General features: G+C 32.5%; 23 protein-coding genes. 11 read left to right on the top strand and 12 right to left on the bottom strand.

Annotation, left to right across the window (positions count from 1 at the left end; translation table 11 throughout):
• Positions 1-49 precede the first annotated feature (49 nt).
• The 3 genes from Q1B37_RS21005 to Q1B37_RS20995 are packed head-to-tail and all read right to left on the bottom strand — an operon-like array spanning position 50 to position 1,363.
• Positions 50-175, bottom strand: coding sequence for a hypothetical protein (locus Q1B37_RS21005; RefSeq protein ID WP_299602388.1), 126 nt, complete (start codon positions 173-175; stop codon positions 50-52).
• A 57-nt stretch (positions 176-232) separates the two neighbouring features.
• Entirely contained in the window at positions 233-718 is a 486-nt protein-coding gene (locus Q1B37_RS21000; protein ID WP_299902162.1) for a thioesterase family protein, read from the bottom strand.
• A gap of 48 nt (positions 719-766) precedes the next feature.
• The gene (locus Q1B37_RS20995; RefSeq protein ID WP_299902159.1) at positions 767-1,363 is read right to left on the bottom strand and encodes a TetR/AcrR family transcriptional regulator; all 597 of its coding nucleotides are present in this window, start codon (positions 1,361-1,363) and stop codon (positions 767-769) included.
• Between the two features lie 230 nt (positions 1,364-1,593).
• Here Q1B37_RS20995 and Q1B37_RS20990 point away from each other — a divergent pair, with 230 nt between their 5' ends.
• A complete protein-coding gene (locus Q1B37_RS20990; protein WP_366944336.1) occupies positions 1,594-3,555 on the top strand; it encodes an endonuclease in 1,962 nt (653 codons plus the stop codon).
• 2 nt (positions 3,556-3,557) lie between these two features.
• Here Q1B37_RS20990 and Q1B37_RS20985 read toward each other — a convergent pair whose 3' ends face one another.
• Together Q1B37_RS20985 and clpB are read right to left on the bottom strand one after the other, a co-directional pair.
• The gene (locus Q1B37_RS20985; protein WP_299902158.1) at positions 3,558-4,208 is read right to left on the bottom strand and encodes a hypothetical protein; all 651 of its coding nucleotides are present in this window, start codon (positions 4,206-4,208) and stop codon (positions 3,558-3,560) included.
• 211 nt (positions 4,209-4,419) lie between these two features.
• On the bottom strand, positions 4,420-7,020 hold the full coding sequence (gene clpB, locus Q1B37_RS20980) for an ATP-dependent chaperone ClpB (protein WP_299902156.1): 2,601 nt from the start codon (positions 7,018-7,020) through the stop codon (positions 4,420-4,422).
• Positions 7,021-7,378: 358 nt separating this feature from the next.
• Between clpB and Q1B37_RS20975 the strand changes: the two genes are divergently transcribed.
• The 3 genes from Q1B37_RS20975 to Q1B37_RS20965 all read left to right on the top strand — a co-directional run bounded on the left by Q1B37_RS20975 (position 7,379) and on the right by Q1B37_RS20965 (position 11,272).
• Positions 7,379-10,069: a carbohydrate-binding protein gene (locus tag Q1B37_RS20975; protein WP_299902155.1), complete on the top strand. Its 2,691-nt coding sequence runs from the start codon at positions 7,379-7,381 to the stop codon at positions 10,067-10,069.
• Between the two features lie 122 nt (positions 10,070-10,191).
• A complete protein-coding gene (gene ytxJ, locus Q1B37_RS20970) occupies positions 10,192-10,587 on the top strand; it encodes a bacillithiol system redox-active protein YtxJ (protein WP_299902154.1) in 396 nt (131 codons plus the stop codon).
• Positions 10,588-10,618: 31 nt separating this feature from the next.
• Positions 10,619-11,272, top strand: coding sequence for a VOC family protein (locus tag Q1B37_RS20965; protein WP_299902153.1), 654 nt, complete (start codon positions 10,619-10,621; stop codon positions 11,270-11,272).
• On the opposite strand, the gene Q1B37_RS20960 is transcribed toward Q1B37_RS20965, so the two are convergent.
• A complete protein-coding gene (locus tag Q1B37_RS20960) occupies positions 11,269-12,456 on the bottom strand; it encodes a hypothetical protein (RefSeq protein ID WP_299902151.1) in 1,188 nt (395 codons plus the stop codon). The two genes, Q1B37_RS20965 and Q1B37_RS20960, sit on opposite strands and share 4 nt — an antisense overlap.
• Before the next feature lie 103 nt (positions 12,457-12,559).
• Entirely contained in the window at positions 12,560-13,840 is a 1,281-nt protein-coding gene (gene fahA, locus Q1B37_RS20955; RefSeq protein ID WP_299902149.1) for a fumarylacetoacetase, read from the bottom strand.
• Positions 13,841-14,043: 203 nt separating this feature from the next.
• Here fahA and glyA point away from each other — a divergent pair, with 203 nt between their 5' ends.
• The 4 genes from glyA to Q1B37_RS20935 all read left to right on the top strand — a co-directional run bounded on the left by glyA (position 14,044) and on the right by Q1B37_RS20935 (position 17,460).
• Positions 14,044-15,318 carry a serine hydroxymethyltransferase gene (gene glyA / locus Q1B37_RS20950; RefSeq protein ID WP_299602365.1) on the top strand — a complete coding sequence of 425 codons (1,275 nt, stop codon included), beginning with the start codon at positions 14,044-14,046 and terminating at the stop codon, positions 15,316-15,318.
• A 182-nt stretch (positions 15,319-15,500) separates the two neighbouring features.
• The gene (locus Q1B37_RS20945; protein ID WP_299902147.1) at positions 15,501-16,358 is read left to right on the top strand and encodes a hypothetical protein; all 858 of its coding nucleotides are present in this window, start codon (positions 15,501-15,503) and stop codon (positions 16,356-16,358) included.
• A 96-nt stretch (positions 16,359-16,454) separates the two neighbouring features.
• The gene (locus Q1B37_RS20940) at positions 16,455-16,991 is read left to right on the top strand and encodes a GNAT family N-acetyltransferase (protein ID WP_299602360.1); all 537 of its coding nucleotides are present in this window, start codon (positions 16,455-16,457) and stop codon (positions 16,989-16,991) included.
• Between the two features lie 85 nt (positions 16,992-17,076).
• On the top strand, positions 17,077-17,460 hold the full coding sequence (locus Q1B37_RS20935) for a VOC family protein (RefSeq protein WP_299902145.1): 384 nt from the start codon (positions 17,077-17,079) through the stop codon (positions 17,458-17,460).
• A 33-nt stretch (positions 17,461-17,493) separates the two neighbouring features.
• Here the strand turns inward: Q1B37_RS20935 and Q1B37_RS20930 are convergent, their stop codons facing one another.
• The 3 genes from Q1B37_RS20930 to Q1B37_RS20920 are packed head-to-tail and all read right to left on the bottom strand — an operon-like array spanning position 17,494 to position 19,215.
• Positions 17,494-18,099 (bottom strand): carboxymuconolactone decarboxylase family protein, encoded by a 606-nt coding sequence (locus tag Q1B37_RS20930; protein WP_299902143.1) that lies wholly within the window; start codon positions 18,097-18,099, stop codon positions 17,494-17,496.
• A gap of 1 nt (position 18,100) precedes the next feature.
• Positions 18,101-18,619 carry a signal peptidase II gene (lspA, locus tag Q1B37_RS20925; RefSeq protein ID WP_299902141.1) on the bottom strand — a complete coding sequence of 173 codons (519 nt, stop codon included), beginning with the start codon at positions 18,617-18,619 and terminating at the stop codon, positions 18,101-18,103.
• 53 nt (positions 18,620-18,672) lie between these two features.
• A complete protein-coding gene (locus Q1B37_RS20920; protein ID WP_299902139.1) occupies positions 18,673-19,215 on the bottom strand; it encodes a GNAT family N-acetyltransferase in 543 nt (180 codons plus the stop codon).
• A 223-nt stretch (positions 19,216-19,438) separates the two neighbouring features.
• On the opposite strand from Q1B37_RS20920, the gene Q1B37_RS20915 reads away from it, so the two are divergent.
• Positions 19,439-20,299 (top strand): CPBP family intramembrane glutamic endopeptidase, encoded by an 861-nt coding sequence (locus tag Q1B37_RS20915; protein ID WP_299902138.1) that lies wholly within the window; start codon positions 19,439-19,441, stop codon positions 20,297-20,299.
• Between the two features lie 72 nt (positions 20,300-20,371).
• Positions 20,372-21,241 carry a hypothetical protein gene (locus Q1B37_RS20910; RefSeq protein WP_299902136.1) on the top strand — a complete coding sequence of 290 codons (870 nt, stop codon included), beginning with the start codon at positions 20,372-20,374 and terminating at the stop codon, positions 21,239-21,241.
• Positions 21,242-21,250: 9 nt separating this feature from the next.
• Here Q1B37_RS20910 and Q1B37_RS20905 read toward each other — a convergent pair whose 3' ends face one another.
• Both Q1B37_RS20905 and Q1B37_RS20900 read right to left on the bottom strand, forming a co-directional pair.
• The gene (locus Q1B37_RS20905) at positions 21,251-21,547 is read right to left on the bottom strand and encodes a hypothetical protein (protein ID WP_299902134.1); all 297 of its coding nucleotides are present in this window, start codon (positions 21,545-21,547) and stop codon (positions 21,251-21,253) included.
• A gap of 22 nt (positions 21,548-21,569) precedes the next feature.
• Complete coding sequence (locus Q1B37_RS20900; protein WP_299902132.1) at positions 21,570-23,123, bottom strand: hypothetical protein; 1,554 nt, start codon at positions 23,121-23,123, stop codon at positions 21,570-21,572.
• A gap of 218 nt (positions 23,124-23,341) precedes the next feature.
• Here Q1B37_RS20900 and lpdA point away from each other — a divergent pair, with 218 nt between their 5' ends.
• Complete coding sequence (lpdA, locus tag Q1B37_RS20895; RefSeq protein WP_299902131.1) at positions 23,342-24,748, top strand: dihydrolipoyl dehydrogenase; 1,407 nt, start codon at positions 23,342-23,344, stop codon at positions 24,746-24,748.
• Positions 24,749-24,834: the final 86 nt, after the last annotated feature.

The raw sequence follows: 24,834 nt of genomic DNA, 5'->3' as shown, positions 1-24,834 counted from the left end.
GAAATACGACTTTGATTTATATTGATATTTTCAAATTACTTTGAAAATATTATCCAAACACTCCTAATTTCCAAGCTACTACGGCCATGGATAAAATTGCAATTATAAAAAATGCAATAAAAAAATAAGAACTTCTCTTCTTGTGAGAGGAGCCAAGATTGTCAGAAGTTTTCATAAATGGTTAGATTTTGTTGATTGATGTATATTATAAGACTGCTCTCCAGAAGATATGTTACACTTTTTGTGGTTTTAATTGAGAAATTCTTTCATTAAATGAAAGTGATTTAATTGGATTTACAATGGATGTAAATAATTCCATCAATTCATTCGTGTGGTTCCATCGTTTTTGTTTTAGTAAATTAAAGTGAACAAAAGAACTCCACATCACAGCTTTTAATTCGGTTTTATCGTGATTCCACATGCGTATCTCTACATGTAGTTCATTTTCGGTAAAGGAAAAAAGCTGAGAGTCGATAATAATATCTTCCATAAGAAATGCAGGACGTAAATAAGCAATTTGATTTGTACCAACTACCCAACTTATTCCTTGAGTTCGGGCCATTTTAAAAAGATCTAAATTGTAATTACTTATGATTTGATCCTCTCTGGCATTAATCATATAGTTTATATATTCAGCATTATTGAGGTGGTTGAAGGGGTCGCAGTGCTGAAATCTGATTTTTGCTTTACTTTCTAAGGTTTTTGGTAATGTTGTCATAACTTTTAAGTTTTATACCGATTGGTATATTAATGTTTAAAAAAATATTTAGAGATTCAATTCGGATTGAATCATTGTATCTATTTGATCCATAGTTTGTAATAAGTAACTATTATCTTCCATAGTATGTGTCATAAATATGGCTCCAATAATCATAGTGTATAATCGTTTGGCATATAATTGTGAGTCTATATTAGGTTTTATTTCCTGTAATTCTTTTCCTTGATCAATTAGTAATGCAAGATTATTTTGAATTTTGTTTATGGTGTATTGAACATAATTAAAAAGCCCTGAATTTTGGTGTTTAGCATCTACGCCCATATTTAATACCGGACATCCTCCTAATTCCTGACTGAAATTATAATAGTTTCTATAAAAATTGGAGATTAAAAAGAGTTTTTGGATTGGCGAGTTACTTAAAGATTGATGCTCCTTAATTCGTCTGAGCATACTTTTTACCGTCATGGTAAAAGCAGCGACGGCTAGTTCTTCTTTATTTTTGAAATTACCATAAATAGCTCCTTTGGTTAAACCTGTTGCTTTTGTAATATCACTAAGGCTTGTGGCTGCATATCCATTTTTATTAAAAATAGGCGCAACGGTCTCTATAATAAATTCAGTAGTTTTTTCAGCTTTAGTGTACATCAATATTTAATTACAGAATCAAATATAATGAATAATATACCAATTGGTATATTGTGTTTTTAATTTAACATATTATGCTTTTTTAGAACTCGAATTCTTTTCTAATTTTTTAATAATAAGATAACCTAATAAACTACTTATTATACGTATCTTGTTCTGCTATTATTTTATGAATATAATATATGATAAGCTGCTGTAATATAGTAACTTATCATTAAAAAATTAAGTTTGTGAAACATCTTTATGTTACAATTTTTGCCTGTTTACTAATGGAATTGTCGTTTGGGCAATTAGTAATTAACGAATTAGATTCGGATACTCCTAGCACGGATACACAAGAATTTATCGAACTAAAATCGGATAATCCAAATTTCTCTCTAGACGGCTTCGTTTTAGTTCTTTTTAATGGTTCAACGAGCGGAGGAGATTCTAGTTATTTTAGTTTAGATTTGGATGGTTTTACTACAGATGCAAATGGTGTTTTTTTAGTAGGTGGACCAGAAGTTTCACCAGTTCCTGATTTGATGTTATCTGAGAATACTATCCAAAACGGAGCGGATGCTGTGGCTATTTATATAGGAAATGGTACTGATTTTCCAGAAGGTACGTTGGCAACTACCAATAATTTAATTGATGCCTTAATTCATGATACGGACGATGCTGATGATATGGGATTAATGACCTTATTAGGACTTACCGAACAAATTAATGAAGACGAAAATAACAATAAAACTACGGAGTCGATTCAACGTAATGCAGATGGTACTTATACAGTAACTACCCCTACACCAGGAGCTCTTAATGATGGGAGTGGTATTCAGTTTAATAGAATATCCATCTCAACAAATGCGGAGAGTTATGATGAAGGAGACGTTATTGATATGGTTTTTACTACAGAAACAAATGTTACTAGCGATCTTACCTTTGAGGTTTCAATTACCAATGGAAATTTTACAACTGATGATTATTCTGGGAGTACCTCGGTAACGATTCTTAACGGAACAAATACAACAACCAACTCTATACAATTGATAGATGATGTGAATGATGAAGGAGATGAGGTAATGAAAATTACATTTGGAACTATTCCAGATGATTTTAAACTTACTAATGACAATAAAGAACTCAGGATAGTTGATAATGATTTTGCTATTGCTTCCTGGGGAACTCCTTTGAATCCTACATATGGTAATGTTACTACTACAGCGCCAGAAGATTATTATAATGCTATAGAAGGATTATCAGATGGAGTTTTGGTTCAGGGAATCCAGGATATCATAGCAGATCCTTCAGTCGTGAGAGCTCAAACGTACACGGACATTATCGATATTTTAAAAGAAGCTGATCAGAGTCCGTTAAATAGTAATCAAGTTTGGTTGTTGTATACAGAACAACAACGCCCTAAATTAGATTTTCAGTCTAGTGGAGGGAGTAATGTAGGAAAATGGAATCGAGAACATACATATCCAAGATCTAGAGGTGGTTTTAATAGCATAGAAGAAGATGATATAGCAGATGGTATAGATGTCTTTACGGTAACCAGACCAGATTCATTAAGACATGCTAATTCAGATGCACATGGATTGAGAGCTACAGATGGTCCAGAAAATAGTTCTAGAGGAAATCAGGATTATGGAGAATATAGTGGTCCATCTGGAAATCAAGGAAGTTGGCAAGGAGATGTAGCACGTAGTATCTTTTTTCTTACCGTACGTTATAATGGATTAGATGTAGTGAGTGGTAATCCAGATAATTCTACTGTTGGTCAATTAGGTGATTTAACAACCTTATTGGATTGGCATCGCAATGATCCACCGGACGATTTTGAGATGAATAGAAATAATGTTATTTATACCTGGCAATTTAATCGCAATCCGTTCATAGATCAACCAGATCTGGTAGAGTATATTTGGGGTAATAATGTAGGGCAACCGTGGTCGAATACGTTATCAGTTTCAGAAAATATACAATCACAGTTTCTAATATATCCTAACCCAGCAAGAGATTATATAACATTCCAAACAAATGGAAGAGAAGGAAGGTTAGAGATTTTTGATACGCTTGGAAATATATTAATAGAGCAACCTCTTAGAGAGAATACAAGAATAGAGATTAACCTTTCTACAGGTGTTTATTTTGCTAAAATGTATTATGATCAACAATCAGAAACTAAAAGAATTATAATTCATTAAAATTAGTTTCTACCAAGACTTCCATAAATAACATCATCTGATATTATTTTTGCAATACTTCTTGGTAGAGCACAAGTATCAACCATTTCTGTATTTTGAAAATCTAATAGGATGTTATATTTTTCAAGAATTCTGCCAGCTTCTTCACAATTAGTACTTTTGTTTCTTACATAATTGGTCTTAGGATTTTTACTTCTATTACTCCTAGTTTCAAAATCTTTGAATTGACATTTAATAGGTAGTAAATTGTAAAAGTAGAATCGTTCTTCTAAGTTGAGAACAACATCTATTTTTTTAACTTTTTTCTTTTTTGAGTGCTTATAGTCTTTATATCGTACCTTGTGTTTAGAGAATTCGAAAAATAATTCATTATCCCAAACATAGTATTCATCTTCATAAGAAACTCTCCCTTGGGTATACCGATGTACAATAAGTTTTAATTCCCTGCTATTATAATAGAATGTAATGGAGCCTTTTTCCAGAGATTCTTCACAGGTATAATCGGTATAAAATTGTCTAAGTGTATTATTATCTACTAATTCTCTAATTAATGAATACTTGTTCTTAATATCAGCAAAAATTTCTTTCTTACTTTGAGCAAAAGTTAAAGTGCATGCGCAGAGGTAGATATATACAATTAAAGCTGGTTTCATCGATGGCAAGTTACTTAAAAGTTCATCTCACGTAAGAAAATTTTATCAACTATGTAAGAATGTATTTGTTAACAACTACGGTAAAACCGTAATATCAAGTGTTTTCATATAGATAGAGATGATCAAAAGTTTTTTAATAAAACGAGAAAAGGGCAAATTTTACTAAAATTTGCCCTTCATAAAGGTATATATTTAAAACAATTACAGTTTATTACATCACAAGATCTGTTTGATTTCGAAATACCAAATTGTTATCAAATTCATCCAATAATATAATACTATCGGTAGATACTTTTCCCGCAAGGATCTCTTTGGAAAGCGCATTCAACACTTCTTTTTGTATCGTTCTTTTTACAGGTCTTGCACCAAATTCTGGTTGGAACCCTTTTTTAGATAAAAAGTTAATCGCTTCTTCAGTAGCATCTAAGGTAATATTTTGTTGGGCTAACATTACTGAAACATTTTTTAGTTGCAATCTCACGATTTCTTGGATGTTTGCTTTAGTTAATGGAGTAAACATAATGATATCGTCAATTCTGTTAAGAAATTCTGGACGTACAGCTTGTTTCAGTAGGCCTAATACCTCGATTTTAGCACTTTCCATTGCAGTGTCTATATCTTTGACAGCTTCAAACTTTTCCTGAATAATATGGCTTCCCATATTGCTGGTCATAATAATAATTGTATTTCTAAAATCAGCAGTTCTTCCCTTATTATCTGTTAAACGACCTTCATCTAGTACTTGTAATAAGATATTAAAGGTATCTGGATGTGCTTTTTCAATTTCGTCTAACAGTACAACAGAATATGGTTTTCTTCTTACTGCTTCTGTAAGTTGTCCTCCTTCATCATATCCTACATATCCAGGAGGTGCACCAACTAATCTGCTCACTGAATGTCGCTCCTGATATTCGCTCATATCAATTCGAGTCATGGCACTTTCATCATTAAATAAGTATTCTGCCAATGCCTTAGCAAGTTCGGTTTTACCAACTCCTGTGGTTCCTAAGAATAAGAAAGAACCAATTGGCTTTTTCTGATCTTGTAATCCTGCACGGCTTCGTCTAACAGCATCACTTACTGCCTGAATTGCTTCAGATTGCCCAACGACCCGCTTTTGTAATTCTTTTTCCAAAACTAAAAGTTTTTCACGATCACTTTGTAACATTTTAGTTACAGGAATTCCGGTCCATTTGGCAACAACCTCTGCAATATCATCATTAGTAACTTCTTCTTTAATCAAAGAAGATTTATGTTGTTGTTGACTCAATTGTTCTTGTAATACTTCTAAATTTTCCTGAGCATCTTTAATTTTTCCATAGCGTAATTCTGCTACTTTTCCATAATCACCGTTACGTTCTGCTCGTTCTGCTTCAAGTTTATATTCTTCAATGGCAGTTTTAGTATTCTGAATAGCATCTACAACTTCTTTTTCACTTTGCCATTTGGAGAAAATCTCATTGCGTTCTTCTTTAAAGTTTGCTAAATCTGCATTTAAAGATTTTAGTTTTGAAGCATCATTTTCACGTTTAATCGCTTCAATTTCAATTTCTAATTGCATAATCTTTCGATCTAATACGTCTAGCTCTTCAGGTTTAGAATTGATTTCCATTCTAAGTTTAGAAGCAGCTTCATCCATCAGATCAATAGCTTTGTCTGGTAAAAAACGATTTGTTATATATCGTTGAGAAAGTTCTACCGCGGCAATAATTGCTTCATCTTTAATTCTTACTTTATGATGTGTTTCGTATTTTTCTTTGATTCCTCTAAGAATAGAGATAGCACTTTCTGTGTCGGGTTCATCAACTACAACCTTTTGGAAACGTCGTTCTAATGCTTTGTCTTTTTCAAAGTATTTTTGATACTCATCTAATGTAGTTGCTCCAATAGCTCTTAGTTCTCCTCTCGCTAATGCAGGTTTTAGAATATTTGCCGCGTCCATAGCACCTTGACCTCCGCCAGCACCTACTAATGTGTGTATTTCATCAATAAATAATACGATATTACCATCGCTAGCAGTAACTTCTTTAACAACTGCCTTTAATCGCTCTTCAAACTCTCCTTTGAACTTTGCACCAGCAATTAGTGCTCCCATATCTAAAGAATAAATTTGTTTATCCTTTAAGTTTTCTGGAATGTCTCCTGCTATAATCCTATGCGCTAATCCTTCTGCAATGGCCGTTTTTCCTGTTCCAGGTTCTCCTACCAGCATAGGGTTATTTTTTGTTCTTCTGGATAAGATTTGTAGAATTCTACGAATCTCTTCATCTCTTCCAATAACAGGATCTAGTTTACCATTTTCAGCTAATTCATTTAAGTTTTTAGCATATTTACTCAAGGATTGATATGTTTCTTCGGCACTTTGTGAAGTAACTCTTTCTCCTTTTCTAATTTCATTAATCGCTTCTTTTAGATGCTTTTCAGTAACTCCTTGATCTTTTAAGATTTGACCAATCTTACTTTTAGATTTAAAAATTGCAATGATCAGATGTTCAATAGAAACGAATTCATCTTGCATTGATTTTGCAATAATACTAGCTTCATTAAGAGATTTTCCCGCTTCTCGAGATAATTGCATATCCCCACCATTTACCTTTGGAAAACTTTCTAAAGTACTATCTAATACCTGTTGTAAAATAGTAATATTTACATTTAGTTTTTTTAACAAGAAAGGAAGCACATTTTCATCTACATTAAATATAGCTTTAAAGATGTGTTCGTTTTCTATTTGTTGATGACCATAACTCTGAGCAAGCTGTTGGGCTTGCTGTATAGCCTCTTGTGATTTTATAGTGAAATTATTGAAATTCATAGTGTATCTTTTTGTTTTGAACTAGCTAAAATCAAATAGCATTCCTTTGCTATATAAATGCCAAAATGTCGTGAAACCTCTTGTTTTTTGTGACGTTTTGTCTTTTTTGTGTTGTTGATTTGATTTGTTACTAGCAACCTTAAGATAATTAATTTATACAAATGCTATCGTAGTATCTAAGTATTTTATTTGTCATAGATAGATGATACTTTTTTTAAATATTATAGATAAGTTGACATATTCTCAATTATTCCAAACGAATTCTAGTTTTACATAGTAACCCTTATGATAAGTGATATATTTTCAACCAAAATTGGAAAAAAAGAGGTCATTAGCCTCTAAAAAAACAACTAATCACATGGACGCTTTTAAACAAACACTCATAGTATGTATTGCTATGTTATTTTTATCTAATAGTACTGCGTATTCAAGAGATATTTATGTAGCTATGGATGGGGATGATGCTAATAATGGATCTATAGACAATCCTTACAAGACAATAACTAAAGCAGCATCTGTAGCTGTTGCTGGAGATATCGTATATATTAGAGAAGGTACTTATGAAGAGATACTCAAACCTTCGAATTCAGGTACTGCTGGAAATCCAATTGTATTTACATCATATCCTGGTGAAAAAGTGATTATTTCTGCAATGCAATCACTTAGCGGATGGTCCAATGATTCTGGAACTATTTATAAAACAACGATAAATTTTGATTCGTTGGGACAAGAAAATTTTGTGATGAATGGAAGCACAGCATTAGATCTTGCAAGATGGCCAAATAATACAGACGGAGAACCTTTTACACTCAATTCTTTGCGTAATGATGGTGGAAGTGGGCCAGATGTGGTAAATAATGCTTTTTTAACTTCATCACAAATCCCAAATATCGATTGGACTGGAGGTTCTGTATTTTTTTATGGTGATAAACCAGGATCCGGTTGGATTGCCTGGAAATCTTTTATTACATCAAGTTCAGCAGGAAGAGTAAATTTTAATCTAGACAAAAATCCAACATGGATTAGAACTTTTCATGCTCCTGGTGATTTTGGTGACTTTTATTTAGAAGGTGTAAAGGCAGCTCTTGATTATCAAAATGAATGGTGGTTTAACGAAAACACCAAGGAACTTTTTGTACAATTACCGAATGGGAATGCTCCACAAGACGGTATGGTGCGAATGAGAAAACGAAGATTAACTATAGATCTTAATGGTAGAAACTATATAGAAGTTAGAAATTTGGCTGTTTTTGGCGGAGCCATAGAGTTAAAGAACAATTCGAATAATAATGTGTTATTTGGAGTTTCTTCATTTTATGGTAATCATACACAAGGAATTTTCAGAGGATTTAATGCAGGAAAACCTAGCGTAGAGGTAAATGGTTCAAGAAATGTGATAGAAAAATGCGAGATAGCATTTAGCGCAGCTACTGGATTACGTTTGGGAGGACAGTTTAACGAAGTCCGTAACTCTTATATTCATGATTTTAATTATTTAGGATCTTATGATGCCCCTTTAGTTGCAAGAGGAGGAACTGATAATAAAATTTTGAACAATACTATTTTTAATGGAGGGCGTGATGGTATCAATTTTAATGGAAACCGATGCGAGATTGCTTATAATGATGTATATCGAAGTAATTTAATAGCAGATGATTGTGCCACTTTTTATACCGTTGGTGGACCACAAAACACAGAAATACACCATAATTGGTTTCATGATACTGCTTCTCGCGGATCTAAAAATAAAGCAGCAGGGATTTATTTAGATAATGATGCAGAAGCTTTTTCTGTACATCATAATGTGGTTTGGAATACAGAATGGACAGGTGTTCAAATCAATTGGGACGGAAAAGATATAGATGTTTTTAATAATACCTTTTATAACAACTCTGATGAGATGGGAGCTTGGCATAAAGAAGGAACATCGTTTACCAATGTGAAGGTATGGAATAATTTGGGCTTTAAAGGAGAATGGGAACCACAGTCAGATAAACAAAATAATATAGTCGTCAATTCGGATTCTTATGTAAGTATTGCCAATGGAAATTTCAACTTAAGTCAGGGATCTGCTGCCATAGATGCAGGAAGAGTAATCAATGGTATTACCGATGGATTTAATGGAGCTAATCCAGATGCTGGAGCATATGAGTTTAATGGTGATAATTGGGTTGCAGGAATTGATTGGGATATTACTTTAGGTCCAAATGGATTAGGATGTTATGGTTTACCAGGAGAAAATGAAAACTGTGTTCAAAATTGTACTAATCCCACTAATTGGTATGCGGATACAGATAATGATGGTTTAGGAGATAATACTGATGTTGTTTCTGCATGTACACAACCAACAGGATATGTATCTAATGCTGATGATGATTGTCCTGTAGATGAACTTAATACATGTACAATTTTACATACTATTCCTGGAATCATTGAAGCTGAAGAATATACGACAGCTCAAGGTATACAGAGGGAAACTACAAGTGATACTGGTGGAGGCATGAATATTGGCTATATAGAAAATGGTGATTATACCACATATCAATCTTCTATTGAAACTGATGGAACTTACGAAGTGTCTTTTAGAATAGCATCCAATTCTCAAGGAGGAACTATTAATATTTTGAATGATCAAACAGTAATAGGTTCCGTAGATGTTTCGAATACTGGAGGATGGCAAAGCTGGAATACAATTAGTACTTCTGTTAATCTTATCTCGGGTAATCAAAATATTCGATTTTCTTATAGTGGAGGGAACGGATTATTATTTAACATCAATAGTATTGAGTTTTCTACTTCTGCTTTATCTGTAGGTGATTTTGATTTACAAGATGTGGTTATATTCCCTAACCCTGCAAAAACTTCAATATCGTTAATAGGTTTAAGAAAAGAACACGAGTTTAAAATTACAGACCTAACCGGAAGGGTAGTGAAGAAAGTAAAACTTTCTAATAAGATTACACAGGTTGATGTTTCCGAGCTTAGCAATGGCTTATATATACTTACAGAAAATAAGACCAAAGCAGTTTTAAAATTTATAAAATCATAGAATCCTTGATTGTATATTTGTTTTATTGGTATAGCGAGTTCTTAGGAACTCGCTATTTTTTTGGAATAGAAATCTAGCCGTAATTTTTAGTATTTTTGCACGACTTAATAAATAAAAATTGCATGGGATTATTCGGAAAAATATTTGGGTCAGAAGACAAAGAACCTAAAGAAGAAAAACAAGCCTTACCTTGGCAAGAATTGAAATCTTTGGCGCAATTAGATACAATTGCAGAAGCTTCAAAGGGTAAAACGCAAGCTATTTTTAAACATTCTACCCGTTGTGGAATTAGTAGAATGGTGATTAAAAATTTTGAAAGTAGTTTCGATGTTTCTGAAAATCAGGTAGACTTATATTATTTAGATTTATTAAATCACAGAGATATTTCATCCGAAATTGCGGCTAAATTTCAGGTGTATCATGAGTCTCCACAGTTTATCGTAATTAGAAATGGAGAAACAGTGTATCATGCTTCGCATAGCGCTATAGATGCTCAGGTATTGCATCAATTTATATAGTATATTAATTGAAAGTTAGGACTATTATTAAATGAAAATGGAAGTTGATCATATATTTATATTTTCTGATAATAATGGAAAAGAAGCAGACGATTTACTCAGTTTTGGTTTCATAGAAGGTAGTAGTCGAGTTCATCCAGGGCAGGGCACTACAAATCGTAAGTTTTATTTCGAAAATTTCTTTCTTGAGGTTTTATGGGTTATCAATGAAAAAGAAATTCAAAATGATATTTCTTCGCCAACGAAACTTTGGGAGCGTTCTCAATTTACTAAAAATGGTTACTCACGATATGGATTATGCTTGGTAAATTCGGAAGCTACAGATCAACTTTTTGAAAACAGCGAGGTGTATCAACCAGATTATTTCCCGAAAGGGATGTCGATAGACATCATCACTAACAATGAAAATCCAGTGTTACCGTGGACTTTTAGGCTTCCTTACAGAAATGAAAAGAAGGCTAATAATGAACCTAAAATTCATTTAAACAGAATCAAATCATTAACCAAAGTTGAGTTCGAAGTTAATACTACAGATAAAGAAAAAGAGTTCACTAATTATTTTAGTGAACTCTCAAATATATTGTTCATAAAGAGTAATCGATCTCATCTAACTCTTGAATTTGATAATCAAAAACAGGGAAATAACAAAGTTTTTTCTGAGTTAGGACTTACGATAAAGTATTAATTAAATCGATACCTAGTTATAATACTTTTTAGTTTATTCTTTAAGTCTTGACCAGAATCGTATACCATCTGTTCGTTAGTTGGAAATTGTACAGCTTGTAAGCCTAAATATCTGATCAAGTCATCATCTAAAGCACGTTTATCGCCATTATAATTAGCATAAATATGTTCAAAAACATAGGTGCTAGATAAAGGAAAAGCATCTAGTAGTTGTTTGGTGTTAAGATTACGATATTGAACATTTCCGACAACTTGAGCCTCTTTAAACTGCATAAATTCATAATATTCGCATCTTACAGTAACCATTTTGTCAACCTTAATTTTCTTTCCATCTTCATCCAAAACGAAATCATCATTTTCATCTAATAGATATTCCCAACCATCTTTTATTAATTTTTCTCGTTCTAGTTGTCTTTCTCTAATCTGTTCTGGAGAGATATTTATTTCCCTAAAGGACACTTCCATTAAATAATCATAAGTTATAGAACGTTGTGGTTCATTGTGGTATACAGTCCATAAATCGTTTAATCCATATGTACTGAAATTTAATAAGTCATTTTCTAAACGCCTTGGGATGATTACATTGGTGTTATTTTTTAAACTTACTTTTACAAAATCAGTTCCTTTAAAATGAGCTTCTTCAATTAAATCATTGGTGTTTTTATAGTTTGGATTAATTTTATTTAGATACACCAAATCATCATATACTTTGCGATAATCGCTTTTTCTTCTTGCTTTGGATAATAAGGATTTTGCACTATCATACAGATAGGTTGATAATTGTTCTTTTGTATTCAGAATTTCATCATCGTAATTATCAAAAGTAAAATTAGCATTACGCCCTTGTTCTACGTGGAATAGAGGTAATAACGGTCTAATTCTTTCTTGTCTGGTTTTAAGGGTGTTATAAGAGTTGTAAATACGTTCTAGATTAGCAGGATTTCCTTCTTTTTCCATAAAAGCGATCGCATTCATATCTCTATCTACAGCTTTGGCAAAAGCTTCTTCTAGGATAAGAATATAATCTTGCTTCCCTTTTTTGTGTTTATTAGTTCTTAATTTACTTACTGAAGTATTAATGGCTTGATCGTAGTTACCAGTATTTAATGCAGTAACCGTCTTTTTTTTACCACCACAGGAATATAAAGCAATAGTGATTAAAAATACAAGTAGTTTTCTTTTCATAATATCATGCGTTTGGGGGACACTTATTCAATTTTGATGCCAAAAGGTAACAAAAAAACCTCAAAGTCACTCTTTGAGGTTTTTATTTAAGAATTGTTGATCTTTATTTTTTAAATATTGGGAGCAGTTTGGTAGACACTTCTCCAAATCCTATTCGTACGCCATCTTTTTCACAATGACCTCTCATAATAACGGTATCGTTATCTTCAATAAATTTACGGCTTCCTCCTTCATCTAGTTGAACTGGTTTTTCTCCACGCCAACTAAGTTCTAACATAGATCCAAAAGAATCTGGAGTAGGACCGGAGATCGTTCCACTACCCATCATATCTCCAGAATTTACAGGACATCCATTAATTGTATGATGTGCTAGCTGTTGAGACATGTTCCAATACATATGTTTGAAATTACTTCTACAAACAACAGTTTCTTTTGCTTTTTCTGGTTGTATGGCTACCTCTAGATGAATATCAAAACTTTTATCGCCTTCATATTGTAAATAAGGAAGCTGCTCTTTGATAGGCTTTGGCCCTGCAACACGATAAGGTTCTAGTGCATCTAGTGTTACAATCCATGGAGAAATAGAGGAAGCAAAGTTTTTTGCTAAAAATGGTCCTAACGGAACATATTCCCATTTCTGAATATCTCTGGCACTCCAATCATTAAATAAAACTAAACCAAAAATATAATCTTCAGCTTCTTCAATAGGTATAGGTTCTCCTAATAAATTGGCATCTGTAGTAATAAACGCCATCTCTAATTCAAAATCTACCAATCTAGATGGTCCAAAAATAGGTTTTTCGGTTCCATTAATTAGTTTTTGTCCTTGTGGTCTATGCACAGGAATTCCTGACGGAATAATAGAACTACTACGACCATGATATCCTACTGGGATATGTAGCCAATTAGGCAATAACGCATTATCTGGATCCCTAAACATGGTTCCTACGTTAGTAGCATGTTCGATACTACTATAAAAATCTGTGTAATCACCAACGGTAACTGGCAATTGCATTTCAATTTCATCAAGTGTAAAGAGCACAATTTTGCAATGTTCTTTATTCTTTTTTAGTGCATTATTTTTTGCATCAAAAATTTCAGCAATTCGATTGCGTACTAGTCTCCAGGTTTTTTTACCATCGGATATAAAATCATTCAAAGAATCTTGTAAAAAAATATCGTCGGTTAGAGGAATTCCTTCAAAATAACCTAGTTGATGCAAAGCACCAAGATCTATAGCAGTATCTCCAATTCTGGTTCCTATAGTAATGACGTCATCTCTGGTAAGGAATACGCCAAAAGGAATGTTTTGAATCGGAAAATCGGTATTTGTAGGAGTATCGATCCAGGTTTTTCTATTTGGGTTATTTGCTGTTATGGGCATTATTTTTCTTTTAATAAGTGTTGGTACTTCTTATGATCAAATATATAATAATAGAACGTTTTATATATTTTATTTCTGTGAAAGTTAACTAAAAAATGTGATATTTTTAATTGTGAAGAAAATGTTGAAATTTATTGTTATTCCATAGATTTATTTTATGGAATGTTCCTATTTTTGAAGATCTATTTTATAAACAATACAACATGCAACGCGACGAGCAGATTTTTGATTTAATTCAAGACGAAAAAGAGCGCCAGATCAACGGATTGGAATTGATCGCTTCAGAAAATTTTGTAAGTGAACAGGTTATGGAAGCAGCCGGTTCAGTTTTAACTAATAAATATGCAGAAGGATATCCTGGTAAGAGATATTACGGAGGATGTTCTGTGGTAGATGTGGTGGAGCAAATCGCTATCGATCGTGCTAAAGAATTGTTCGGAGCAGAATATGCTAACGTACAACCACATTCAGGATCACAAGCAAATACCGCAGTATACCATGCTTGTCTTAAACCAGGAGATAAAATTTTAGGATTTGACCTTTCTCATGGAGGACATTTAACACATGGATCTCCGGTAAACTTTTCTGGTAAACTATACAATCCAGTTTTTTATGGTGTAGAGAAGGAGACAGGTAGATTGAATTATGATAAAATTCAGGAAATTGCTACAGCAGAAAAGCCTCAATTAATTATTGCAGGAGCATCTGCGTATTCTAGAGAGATCGATTACAAAAGATTTAGAGAAATTGCTGATAGTGTAGGAGCAATTTTGTTAGCAGATATAGCGCATCCTGCTGGTTTAATAGCCAAAGGGGTTATCGCAGATCCTGTACCTCATTGTCACGTTGTAACAACAACAACTCATAAAACATTAAGAGGACCAAGAGGAGGACTGATCATAATGGGTAAAGATTTTGAAAATCCATTCGGAATTACCCTTAAAAGTGGTAAAAAGCGAATGATGTCTTCTTTATTAGATAGTGCTGTTTTTCCTGGAAACCAAGGAGGACCGTTAGAGCATATTATTGCTGCAAAGGCAATCGCTTTTGGAGAAGCATTAACAGATGAGTTTTTACATTACATTATTCAGGTAAAGAAAAATGCAGCTACCATGGCAGATGCATTTGTAAAGAAAGGATACGAAGTAATTTCTGAAGGAACTGATAACCATATGATGTTAATCGACCTTAGAAATAAAGGGGTTACTGGTAAAGAGGCAGAAGAAGCTTTAGGAGTAGCAGAAATTACGGTAAATAAAAACATGGTACCGTTTGATGATAAATCTCCTTTTGTAACCTCTGGTATTCGTATTGGAGTTGCTGCAGTAACAACACGTGGATTAAAAGAAGATGATATGTTGGCAATTGTAGAGCTAATAGATCGTGTCATTAACAACGTAGAAAACGAAGAAGAGCTGCATAATATTGCAAATGATGTAAATGCAATGATGGCAGACAAACCTTTGTTTGTAGTATAATCATTGACATAAAATAACTGTATTCGAAAAGCGTAACCCAAGGTTACGCTTTTTTTGTTTTATCAACTTAAACCTAAAAAGTAAAATTGTTAGGTAACATTTAATCATTATTAGATACTAACTAAAGATGTTAAGATTAATAACAACATGTTTGAAATAATAGAATAGCACAATAAATGAGCATGAAAATACTTAAATACATACTTTTAGTTTTATTTGGATTATCTCTTTTTGGTTTAGTTTCTAGATTTTTATTTCCTTTTCCACAAACTAATGCACTTTTAATAATAGGAGTTTTGATTATTCTGTTATGTATACCAATTTATACCATACTATCATTAGTAAAGAAAAAACATCGAATCGAAGCATTTATGATGCTGGTCTCTATTCCATTGATTATGGGAGTATTGTTTTGGCTAATGAGTTGGCCTTTTGGAAATGAAATGATCATTATTGGAAGCCAAATTGTATGTTTAAGCTCGATTATATTTTTTATCTATAGTAGTATTAAAAAACATAAAATAGGAGTGTCGATTTTATTTTTAGCTGTAGGGTTTTGTAGTTTGGCCTTTTGTTTTAAAGTATTGTTTTGGCCAGGATCAACTGCACTTAAGTTCGCAGCCTTTTTGACCATTTTTGTTGCTTTGGTAGTTTTGTTTGTAATGAAGGACAAGGTTACTTCGGGGCAATTAGTACTTGGAGTATTTTTGATAATCTCAGTGTACTTTCTAGTTGAAAGAGAAAGTAGATTATATGGAATTTTACATATGGATTTGGCAAATCAAGAATTAAATCATCCAGAAGACTATTATTATTACGCTTGGAAATTATATAATGAAGGGCAAATAGAAACGGCTAAAACTAATTTAAGTTTGGCAATAGAGGAGCTTAATAATCCCAACAATATATATCAGGATAGGATACCGCTAGAAAATAAAAAGGCTTACATAAAAGTTTATGAACATGCTAAAGAAAGCTTAGCGAATAACAATTGGATTATCTTAGAATCTCCTTACGCACTAGTACCCGCAACTCCTTAGAATTGGAATTTATTTTTACTAATTTTATTATATAAATGTTTGATAAGTTTTTAGTTGACATTTAGTTAGACTTATCGAAATTAAGACCAATCATTAATGAAAATACACGTAGAAACTGACAGATTCTTCTTAAGAGAACTTGAGACATATGATGATAAAGGAATGTTTGAACTAGATTCTGATCCTGATGTTCATGAGTTTTTGGGTAAACGACCTATAAAAACCATAGAAGAGGCACAAAAAGTTATTGATATGATAAGAGCTCAGTATATCGACAATGGAATAGGCAGATGGGCAGTGATAGATAAGAAAACGAATGATTTTATAGGCTGGTCTGGTCTAAAATATGAGAAAGAATTACGAAAGGAATTTAATTATTACGATATAGGGTATCGACTTATAAAAAAATATTGGGGAAACGGAATCGCCACAGAAACGGCGATAGCTTCATTAAAGTATGGATTCGAAAAATTAAATCTTGAAGAAATTAGTGCAGCAGCAGAAATCCAACATATCGCGTCTAATACAGTCCTAAAAAAAGTGGGATTACAGTTTGTGGAGACTTTTGAATATGATAATGAAATACTCAACTTCTATACGCTAAAAAAATCTGACTGGTTGAAATCGCAATGACATTACTTGTTAATAATTGATTAAATCTATAAACAAAAAAAGGTGAATATTGTAATTTTAGGATACAACTAAAACCTTTTTTATAATGAGATTAAATGCGGGTATTTTAACAACTAAATTAAAAGAGACCAAGGAGTTTTACATTAAAGCATTGGGGTTTGCTGTAAAATTTGAAAATGATTTTTATCTTCTTCTCAAAACACCTAATGCTAAGGATACTTTAAGTTTTCTTTTACCCAATCATCCGACACAGCAGCCATTTTTTCATAAACCTTTTATGGGACAAGGTATGTATCTAACAATCGAAGTGGATGATGTAGATCAGTTATATGAAGAGATGAAAACAAAAGATATAGCTATTAAAGTTGGATTAAGAGATGAACCTTGGGGAGAAAGACACTTTGCTATCGAAGATCCAAATGGAATAGGAATCGATATTGTAAAATATAGGGAACCTCTTGAGAACTGATATTTATCCACAATCAGCCTAGTTGATGTTTTTTTAAGAGTGTCCCCAGTTATCTGGATCGTTAGAATCATTTGGAGATAATCCTATGATATCTCCATCAGTATTTACTCCAAGTCCGACAACTGTACGATTTACATAATTAAAATAACTTACCACTTGATTGATTTCTAAAATCTCTCCATCCGTTAAATTATGATCTCTCAACGAATCAATATCCATTTTTGTAATAGTATGATGGGATAAGGTCAATTTTTTAGCATACTGCATTCCTTCAAGGTATTTTGTATCAAAATAAGAAGCTGCGTCATCTTTCTGAATACAATTGGTGATTTGTTTAAATTTTAAATCATCAGCAAGTAAACGCTTTAATCCCGCGCTATGATGTGCGACACAATAATCACATTGATTTAAAAAACTTACATAGACACCTAGCGTTTCTAAATACCATTTTGGTAATGTATTATTAGAATTATGCAATACATTTTTATATAATCCCATATGACCCACTAAAGTATGAGGTCTTAGGCTATGAATGGATAAGACATTATCGACATTATTATTTGGTCCTTTAACTCGTTCATAAAGTCGTTTTAGCTGTCCTTTCGCATTTTCGAAAGTGATTTCCTGTATCCAAGCCATATTAATTCGTAGTTTCTCTAAAGAAAGTATCTTTCTTGGTAATCAAAGCAGTGATTAAAATAATGAAGGAACCCAACATAATAGAAACATCAGCCATATTAAAAATCTCAGTTTTTATAATTCCTATATCCATGATCATAAAATCAGTAACCGAACCATGAACAATGCGATCATAAAGATTTCCAATTCCGCCTCCAATAATAAAAGTAAAACCTACTATAGTTTCTTTAGAGTAATTAGTTTTTATAATAAGAAGTCTAAGTAAAAATAGTAGCACTAGAATTGGTAATATTTGCAATAAAATAATTTTAAGAACCGGAGCAAGATCTGATCCTAAACTATAAGCAGCACCAGTGTTTTCTACTTTGGTTAAAACAAAGTTGTCATCAAAAACAGATATTATTTCATTCTTTTCAATAGTTTGTCGTACAACTGTTTTCGAAATCTGATCACAACTAACGTTGAGCAAAACCAGCGAAAAAATTACAAAAATTCGGATTTTATTGGTTATGTTTTTCATATGAATAAATAACGATATAAAGTCCTAAATGTAGCAAAGAAATATGGGATATATTAGTTTCTAATGTTTTTATGGTAGAGAGCACATGTTTTTAACCTTACATCATCTAATAATTTGGGGTGATCAAAAACTTTTAGGTATTTCATTCCGATCTTTTCCATTACAGCTATAGAATTTTCATTTATCTCAGGTGCTACAGAATAAATATCTTCTAATTTTAAATGTTCATAGGCATATGCTAAACACGCTTTTGCACCTTCTGTAGCTAATCCTTTTCTCCAACTTGATTTTTTTAATCGCCATCCAATATCTACAAACGTTCCTAACTCTTCAAGATAGGATTGCTCGCTAAATCCAATAAAACCAATTAACTCATCGCTTTCTAATAAGTCTACTGCAAAATAGCAAAAACCAGTACGCTCATAATGTTGTTGCATGCGAAGAATAAAATCTTTGGTTTGATCCAATGTAGGTTTATATGGGAAAAACTCCATCACATCGTCGTCATTATTAACCTCTGTATGCAAGATGTCTAAGTCTTCTATGGACCAATTACGAAAGCCAAGTCGTTCTGATGTAAATAAATAAGATTTCAAAAGTTTGAATTTTGATGATTTTTACTTTTTGTTAAGCAGATATGATAAAGAAGGGAAAGTTACATATATTTAAAAAACCTTAAAATAATTTTGACACCATTTCTAGAAAATCGTAAAACTATTATTTATGAGAATTTGAAGTTCAATAAATAAGAGACAGTTCTTTTTTAAAAGCACAAATAAAACGGAATAATAATTGATAAAAAATTAGAAACTTACATCCATGATAAAATTAGAAAAAAGTGTTTGGATATACCTTATCCTCTTATTGTTAGCCACATATTTAGTACAAATGTTTATTATTCTTAATGGAGGGCAAGAGTATGAGTTTTTTCAACCTTTTATGATGGTAACTATGTTTATTCCATGTATTGGGACCATTATTTATCTAGTGAAAAATAAGATTGGTTTAAAATATATTGATTGGAAACTTCGTACATTTTGGTATCTTCTATTAAGTTTATTTGTTCCTATCATTATTACCGTACTAGGTAGATTATTATTTGAAAAGATTGGTTGGGGAATTAATCATGAATACCTCATTACGGATAATAAGGTTATTAATATAGACTTGTCCTTACTTTTAGGCAATGAAGATCAAAGCATTCCTTTTTTCTGGGCGAACTTTTTCATTACAATGCTTGTTGTTAATTTAGTTAACAGTTTACTAGCATTTGGAGAAGAAGTTGGTTGGAGAGGTTTTTTACAAAAGAAATTATTAGAGCAAAACAGTTTGCTAAAATCAATTATCTTTTTAGGATTGGTTTGGGGTTTTTGGCACTTACCAATCGTTTTAGATGGATTTAATTATCCAGAATATCCAATTTTGGGGGCTTTTATTTTTCTTCCTATAAATACAGTGTTTGTATCAAGTTTTTTAGCGCTATTGACAATTAAATCTAAAAGTGTTTGGCCAGCGGTTTTTGCTCATGGAGGTGTTAATGGTGTTTTAACATTGTTATTCGAAATGGATTTTGGAGAATATAAACTACAAGCCAATTTTGGTATATTATGTATTTGGATGGTCGTTGGAGTTATATCTTATATGATTCTTCGTAAAGGATATACTAAGGAAAAGGTATAGTTTATGTTTGTTAAGGATAACGCAATGAGAGCAATACTATTTCTTATTTGTTTGATATGCATACAATTCTTTATGAGTGCACAAATCACTGAAAAATTGACCTTAAAGGATGCGGTACAAGGAAATGAAAAGCTAACTAGTGTATCTCTAGATTGTGAAGAGTTAGATCTGTTTTCAGAATCAATAGATGGGTTAATGACACTAGAATCATTATATCTTAAGGATTGTAATTTAGAAAAGATTCCTAATGAGGTACTAAGGTTGTCAAAATTGAAACTTCTTAATGTAGAAGACAATAAGGTAACTTCTTTACCACCAGAGTTTGATAAAATGAACCAATTAACAGTATTAAATGTGAGAGGTAATGATTTTAATGAAATACCTACTGTTTTGAGCGAATTGCCGAATCTAAGAGAGATTGATTTAGCTAAAAATCCAAATTTAGATATTTTACAAGCCAGCAAAGTATTAACCCAAATAGAAAAGTTAGACTTTTTGTATTTGAGTGAAAACAATCTTAAGGAATTACCAGAAGAATTCTCTAAGTGTAATGTGTTACAAGAGCTACATCTTAATAATAATCCAGAGCTTGATTTGGATCAAGTATTTTCTATAGTTGAACAAATAAAATCATTAAAGATTTTGGTTTTATCTAATAATGAAATTGCTGAAATCCCCAGAAACATTAGTAAACTAAACTATATAGAAGGGCTGGTTCTGGATGCTAATCCAAAACTTCAGCTTTCCAATCTTATAGCTGCAGTAGATTCTTTACAAAGTTTAAAAGTACTTCTATTACGAAATAACAACTTTCAATTTATGCCTCAAAATTTAAAAGGTCTTACTGGGTTAAAAGTTTTAGAACTTAGTAAAAACAACTTTTCTGAAAATGAAAAAGAAAGAATAAAAGAACAGTTACCGAATACAAAAGTAATTTTTTAATTTCCTTTTTTATGTAAGTATCCCACTAAGCAAGATGCTTACTGTAGCTGTTATTCCGATGATAGAGCCACCAAATATACTTAGCACTATTTTTTTGGTTGATTTACTATTTTTAAGAAATACCTTGTAAATAAATAACTGACCTAAGAAAATCGGAATGGCATAGATTCCAAATATCACCAAAACGAAAGGTTCCTCTATCCAATTAAAATTGTAATTACCTTCATCTATAAAAAATAGGAAAAGTGTTATTAAGAGAGCACTATTTCCTAAGATAAAAAGTTCATTATTTTTGGATATCGTCATAGTAAAAAAGAAGTATGTTTATTTAATTTTCTTCCATTTCGAAAATAATACTTTCATAAGCGCCAATATCTGGAGCGGTCATATCTCTAGGTGTACCTAAAATATCAGTACCCATAGTTGGAGTAGAGGCCTGTCCGTTTGCAGCGGAATCATCACCAATATTCAACTCATTCTCAAAAGGAGCTTTAAAACTAGGATCTTCATTCAAAATAACGTTATTAAACAAACTATTATCAGTGAAATCGTATAAGGCATTGTCAGAAAACTGACCATTGAAATCATTAAAACGTATAAGAGAATTTCCAAAATTATAATTAAAGGTTGTCCCTTCAGCTCTGGTGATTCCAAGTTCTAGGTTTTCATTTCCATATACGATACAGTTAGTAAAATTAGCTTCAACAAGATTTTCTGCTAAAATTTCTGTAATATTTCCATCTTCATCTCTCACTACGAATATGTTGTCGATAGCCAATGCAGGTGTATCTCTAAAGCTTACATTCCAATAGTTCGCAAATGTACAATGGTTAAAATTATAAGTACCTCCGAATGAAGCATACATAGCATGTATCCCTGCGTTATTGATGACCAAATTTTCACCTCTGATATTGGCTGTTCTTCCTAAAATTCCAAAAGCAGAGTGGTTATAAATTTGAGAATTGGTAATAGTTAATGTAGGATCGGGACCTCCGTCGTTAGAATCCATAATAATTCCGGCGGCTCCGTTTTTTATCGTAGCATGATTGATGACATGTCCTGTACTACCAGCAGTAAGCCATATAAAAGCCCATTGACCAGGAATCTCACTAAATCCAGGTTCTAATCGATCACTTTCAAAGATCACTTCATTTTCTAATAACTCTGGATCCGAACTTACTTCGCCATTAACTATAAGTGTAGAGTTGTTTGCAGCAATAATCCCTGATTGATCATGAAAATGAATTCTTGCTCCAGCATCTATAGTTAACGTTCTATCAGGTGGAATGGCCGCAAAACCATAGATTACATAAGGTTTCTCGTTGGTAAAATTGAGCTCATCATCTTCCAAGAAGAACCCTTCAATACTATCACCTTCATTGCCAATAGGAAGCTGTTCTACCATTCCATCATCATCTCTAGAGGGGAATAGAAATACAGCATCTTTTACTAGTGTTACTAAATCTACATCTTGCTGACTACCTGTAGGATCAAATAAAATTCGATCTGTATATAAAAATTCTAAATCACCTGTTTGTTGTGTAATATCAGTCGTAGTCTCTACAAATACGAAAATACTATCTTTAGCCAATACTTGAATATCTTGAAAAGATTTTCCTGGTATTCCATCTACGTTTAATCGATAATTAGAACTTTCTCCTCTCTCTAATGCTATACTTGGAATTGTAAAATCATCATTAGTTCTATTGTATACCTTAAAACTATAGGTACTCGAACCAATATTGGTAAAAACGGTATCTAAAAATAAGGTGTCTGTTGAAAACTGCAGATTACCAGTACTCGGACCAGACTCAAAATCTTTACGACAAGAACTCCATAAAACTATAAGAACAAGGAGGAGAAGAGAAGATAAATATCGCATTATTAACTAGCTATTTTGTTTAAATATATCCAAAAAGCTTTTAAAAAATAGTATGATTTTTAGAAAAGCTAATCGACGTGTTAAATGTATAACTTTTTAACCACTACTAATATTGCTTTCATAATAAAAATTTGATAAGATCTTCACTTCTGTAAGAAGCAAAACATTTGTACATTTGTTATTCTAAAAATTTTATAAGACAATATAAAAATCTCTTTATGAGTACATATGATGTAGCCGTGATCGGCTCCGGACCTGGTGGATATGTAGCAGCAATACGTTGTGCACAACTGGGTATGAAAACTGCAATAATCGAAAAATATTCGACACTTGGTGGAACTTGTCTTAATGTAGGATGTATTCCTAGTAAAGCATTACTAGATTCGTCGCATCATTATGAGCATGCAATAAAGCATTTTGCAGATCATGGGATTGAAATTCCGGGAGATGTAAAGATTAACTTAGAAAAAATGATTGCCCGCAAGCAAGCTGTAGTTGATCAGACAACAGGAGGAGTTGATTTTTTAATGAAGAAAAATAAAATTGATGTTTATGAGGGGATTGGTTCTTTTAAAGACGCTACTCATATAAACGTTACAAAAAATGATGACTCTGTAGAAACTATAGAAGCAAAACAGACGATCATTGCTACAGGATCAAAACCTTCTACCTTACCTTTTATTACTATCGATAAAAAGCGGGTAATTACTTCTACAGAAGCATTAAAACTTAAAGAAGTTCCTAAACACCTTGTAATTATTGGTGGAGGTGTTATTGGTTTAGAGCTAGGGCAGGTGTACCGTCGCTTAGGAGCTGAGGTTTCTGTAGTAGAATATATGGATAGAATTATTCCAGGAATGGATAAGGCTTTATCTAGAGAGTTACAGAAAGTTCTTAAGAAACAAGGGGTTAAATTTTATACTTCGCATAAGGTAACAGGAGTAAAGGCAACGGCGAAACAGGTGACTATTACTGCGGATGACAAAAAAGGAAATCCAGTAGAGTTTAAAGGAGATTATTGTTTAGTTTCTGTAGGGAGACGTCCATATACAGATGGATTAAACGCTGAAGCAGCAGGAGTTAAACTAAATGATAGAGGACAAGTAGAAGTAAATGATCATTTACAAACATCAGCTAGCAATATTTATGCAATTGGTGATGTAATAAAAGGAGCGATGTTAGCACATAAAGCCGAAGAAGAAGGTGTCTTTGTTGCAGAAACACTAGCAGGTCAGAAACCGCATATTGATTATAATCTTATCCCTGGTGTAGTTTATACTTGGCCTGAAGTTGCTGCTGTAGGTAAAACAGAAGAAGAATTAAAAGAAGCTGGGATTGCTTATAAATCTGGTCAGTTTCCATTTAGAGCGCTAGGAAGAGCTCGTGCTAGTGCGGATCTTGATGGGTTTGTGAAGATTTTGGCAGATGAGAAAACAGATGAGGTACTAGGTGTTCATATGGTAGGAGCACGTTGTGCAGATCTTATTGCAGAAGCTGTAACTGCTATGGAATTTAGGGCATCTGCAGAAGATATTTCTAGAATGTCTCATGCACATCCAACATTTACCGAAGCTATCAAAGAGGCTGCATTAGCTGCTACAGATAATAGAGCTTTACACGTGTAAAAGTTTAAGTGAGTCGTCCTAAAATAGGTTGACAATTTTACAAGATTTTATTTAATCCCTTGAAGCTAGCTTCAAGGGGTTTTTTG

It is taken from the genome of uncultured Aquimarina sp. (assembly GCF_947492965.1).
Lineage (GTDB): Bacteria > Bacteroidota > Bacteroidia > Flavobacteriales > Flavobacteriaceae > Aquimarina.
Note: the sequence above shows the minus strand (reverse complement) of the source record. Positions and strands in the feature narration are given on the sequence as shown.